The 3808-nt window shown below is 45.9% G+C and carries 4 protein-coding genes; all 4 read left to right on the plus strand.

All coding sequences use genetic code 11. The features are described 5' to 3' along the window. The first annotated feature begins 581 nt into the window (after nucleotides 1-581). On the plus strand, nucleotides 582-1805 hold the full coding sequence (locus BOO20_RS09835; RefSeq protein WP_006366516.1) for a TRC40/GET3/ArsA family transport-energizing ATPase: 1224 nt from the start codon (nucleotides 582-584) through the stop codon (nucleotides 1803-1805). Nucleotides 1806-1914: 109 nt separating this feature from the next. Continuing rightward, nucleotides 1915-2280, plus strand: a complete 366-nt coding sequence (locus BOO20_RS13155) for a hypothetical protein (protein ID WP_076792402.1) — start codon at nucleotides 1915-1917, stop codon at nucleotides 2278-2280. A gap of 96 nt (nucleotides 2281-2376) precedes the next feature. Next, nucleotides 2377-3393 carry a bacteriochlorophyllide d C-20 methyltransferase BchU gene (gene bchU / locus BOO20_RS09845; protein ID WP_076792404.1) on the plus strand — a complete coding sequence of 339 codons (1017 nt, stop codon included), beginning with the start codon at nucleotides 2377-2379 and terminating at the stop codon, nucleotides 3391-3393. A gap of 125 nt (nucleotides 3394-3518) precedes the next feature. Then, a partial coding sequence (locus tag BOO20_RS09850) for an alpha/beta fold hydrolase (protein ID WP_144277153.1) occupies nucleotides 3519-3808 on the plus strand: 290 nt, incomplete at its 3' end.

A 3808-nucleotide genomic window follows, 5' to 3' on the forward strand; every position in this document is an offset into this window, starting at 1 on the left:
TATAAGCAATTGCGGTATTTTATGCCACCTTTTTTTATTGCCTTCGTGAATAATTCAGGCTAAGACAGAGGTCTACGGATACAAATCGCTCAGTTTAGGATATACGCAAGGCATCGAGTATATATATCGCCCGTTTCGTTGCAGTATTTTCGTTGTTATCCGGGGTAGAAATATGTGCAAGTCCGCTTCTTTGCCGTAATTCCTGACAGCAGGATAAAGAAAAATCTTGGAATAAACTGTTAACTATTAGTACATTGGAGACTTCGCGGAGATAGTATGGATGTAATCCTTTCGCATCCGGATTGCGCTATATATGTCTTTTGTACCAAGTTCAAAATTATAAATCCGGTTTTCTGTAAAAGGTTAGCTGTAATAATTTGTACCCTAAGATCCCCTGCTTGTTATCTCTTGATATCTGTGTCTGATGAACAACGGTCAGCCGATCATGCATTGGGAAGCTGTGCTTTGTTTATAGTTATTCGTGCTTGCATCTGCGTAAATCGAAAAGATAAGCTCCGGGAGGAGCTGGTAAAGCCCGAAAATTAATTTTTCATAGTCCATTTAAATCCAATGTTCGGCTCATGCGTATTTTAACATTTACCGGTAAAGGTGGAGTTGGCAAAACCAGTGTTTCTGCTGCAACAGCGGTTCGGTTGTCGCAACTCGGTTATCGTACCCTTGTCCTTTCCACAGACCCTGCGCACAGTCTTTCGGACTCTTTCAACCTTCCCCTTGGTGCCGAACCTACCAAAATAACGGAAAACCTGCATGCTATTGAGGTTAATCCATACGTTGATCTCAAGGAGAACTGGCAGTCTGTACAGAAGTTTTATACCCGCATATTTATGGCCCAGGGTGTTTCCGGGGTCATGGCCGATGAGATGACCATCCTTCCCGGTATGGAAGAGCTTTTTTCCCTTTTGAGAATCAAGCGATACAAGGCTTCAGGCCTCTATGACGTGCTGGTGCTCGATACCGCCCCGACCGGAGAAACGCTCCGGCTTCTCTCCCTTCCCGATACCCTTGCATGGGGTATGAAGGCGGTGAAAAATGTCACCAAATATATTGTCCGGCCCCTCAGCAAGCCGCTCTCAAAGATGTCTGACAAGATTGCCTACTACATTCCGCCGGATGAGGCTATGGATTCGGTTGATCAGGTTTTTGATGAGCTGGAGGGTATTCGCGAGATTCTGACTGATAACCAGAAGTCCACGGTACGTCTCGTCATGAATGCGGAGAAGATGTCCATCAAGGAGACCATGCGGGCACTGACCTACCTGAACCTCTATGGTTTCAAGGTTGATATGGTGCTGGTCAACAGGCTTCTTGATACCAAGGAGAACAGCGGATATCTGGAGAACTGGAAAACTATACAGCAGAAGTACCTTGGCGAAATCGAGGAGGGCTTTTCACCCCTTCCGGTTAAAAAACTCAGGATGTATGAACAGGAGATTGTCGGTCTGAAGGCGCTTGAGCAGTTCGCCAAGGATATGTACGGCGATACGGATCCTTCCGACCTCATGTATGATGAACCGCCGATCAAGTTTGTTCGTAACGGCGATATCTATGAGGTGCAGCTGAAGCTCATGTTTGCCAACCCTGTCGATATCGATGTATGGGTTACCGGTGACGAGCTCTATGTGCATATCGGCAACCAGCGTAAAATTATTTCACTGCCGATCAGTCTTACCGGACTTGAGCCCGGCAATGCGGTGTTCAAGGATAAATGGCTGCATATTCCTTTTAATCTTAACAATCATGAGCAGACCAGGCATAAGAAGGAGTATAACAAGGCACTGAATTGATTGATTCCGGGCCGAAGCAAAAGTGGGCTATCGCGCCCGAAAAGTATGAGTGATCGTTGTTCTGGCAATGTTATTTATTGAATTACAACCGATATAAAAGACCTCAAGCATGAGTAACCCAGTACCGCACAGCAAAAAATCACTCAGGCTGCTGCTCGTTGCCCCGAAAGGAAGAAAAGACTCGAAATCAAATCATAAGCCGCTGTTTAATATGGCGCTCGGCGTACTGGTGAGTCTGACGCCGGAGCACCATCATATCGAGATTATTGATGAGCATTTCGGCGACACGGTCGAGTTCCAGCACAAATTCATGACCAGTTACTATAAAGCCTACGCCTGGAAAAATATTGCCAACAGGGTGAGACGAAATCCGTATAAATTGCTGAATCTTATCACCAGTCTCGCATTCAGGAAAAACCTGCGAGAACAGCTTGATACGTTTGAAGAGTTGCATCATATCAAGGAGAGGCGCTGAATGGATTCGTTCAGCCATACGGAGCAATGACGGCAATGAACAGAAGTTATTATTGTAAGCACCACTATTTTTCAACTTATTATCCGCCCCTGCAACATGAATGACATTGAGTTACTGAAACAAAATCACAGGGCTAATGAACTTATTTTCAAAGGTCTTGTAGAGTTTGGCTGTTTCAAGGCCGCTCTTGAGCTCGATCTTTTTACTCATCTTGCCGGTGAGGCGCAAGATACAGCAACACTTGCTTCTGCTGCCGGGGCAGTACCGCAAAGACTTGTTATGCTGCTTGAAGCCCTTCGTCAGATTGGGATTACCACGGAATCCGGGGGCAAATGGAGCCTGACTCCTTCAGCAAGAGAGATGTTTGTTCTGAATCCGGAGCATCCCAATCTCTATATGATTCCTGTAGCGAAAGCGATGGCAAATCTTGCTGATACATTCTATCTGCAAATGGCAGATGCGGTTAAAGGCAAGATTAACTTCAAGGCAGAAGTCGCCTATCCACCGGTAACGCGAGCAGATAACTGGTATTTTGAAGAGATTCATCGCAGCAATGCACATTTTGCCATAAAGCTTCTTCTTGAGGAGGCAAACCTTTCAGCGACCAAAACGCTTGTTGATGTGGGCGGCGGTATCGGTGATATTTCAGCAGCTCTTCTGAAAAAATATCCGCAGCTTGACTCCACCATTCTTAATCTTCCCGGTGCAATTGAACTGGTTAATGAAAATGCAGCAGAAAAAGGTGTAGAGGGTCGTCTCAGGGGTGCTGCCGTGGATATCTACAAGGATGCATACCCGAAAGCTGATGCGGTGATGTTCTGCCGTATTCTCTATTCCGCAAATGCGCAGTTGACTGATATGATGTGCCGAAAAGCTTTTGATGCCCTTCCTTCCGGCGGCAGACTGCTCATTCTCGATATGATTATCGATGATCCTGAAAGTCCGAACTTTGATTACCTGAGCCACTATATCCTTGGTGCAGGTATGCCGTTTTCAGTGCTTGGTTTCAAAGAGCAAAGCGCTTACCAGGGTATTCTTGAAAAGATTGGCTTCAGCAATGTCCGCATCGTCAGAAAGTATGATCAGCTTCTTTGTGAAGCGGTTAAACCCTGATAAAAGAGCAGAGGCGGCCTTTCATTGATGGAAAGCCGCCTTTTTTGTTCCCGGTAGTCTCCAAAATTAGGTATATTCACCACCGATTCTCTTTTGACAGAATTTCTTTTGAACCCTGTTCTTCCATGCTTCATTACAAAACATATGAGTTGGATGACCCCGAAGCTCCCTGGGTGGTGTTTGTACATGGAGCGGGCGGCAGCTCTTCGATATGGTTTCTGCAGATAAAGGAGTTTATCCGTCATTTCAACGTTCTGCTTGTCGATCTCCGTGGTCACGGAAAGTCAAAAGGCATGGCTCTGCACAAGGAGGATCGTCACTACGACTTTGAGGATATCACTCGTGATATCATAGAGGTGCTTGACTCGCTCAATATCCGTAAAGCCCACTTCATCGGTATCTCGCTCGGCACCAT

The organism is Chlorobium sp. KB01 (assembly GCF_001975465.1).
Classification (GTDB): domain Bacteria; phylum Bacteroidota; class Chlorobiia; order Chlorobiales; family Chlorobiaceae; genus Chlorobium.

Excerpts from the sequence above, each read along its gene's own strand:
- bchU (WP_076792404.1), top strand. The coding sequence starts at position 2,377 with ATGAATGACATTGAGTTACTGAAACAAAATCACAGGGCTAATGAACTT.
- BOO20_RS09835 (WP_006366516.1), top strand. The coding sequence starts at position 582 with ATGCGTATTTTAACATTTACCGGTAAAGGTGGAGTTGGCAAAACCAGT.
- BOO20_RS13155 (WP_076792402.1), top strand. The coding sequence starts at position 1,915 with ATGAGTAACCCAGTACCGCACAGCAAAAAATCACTCAGGCTGCTGCTC.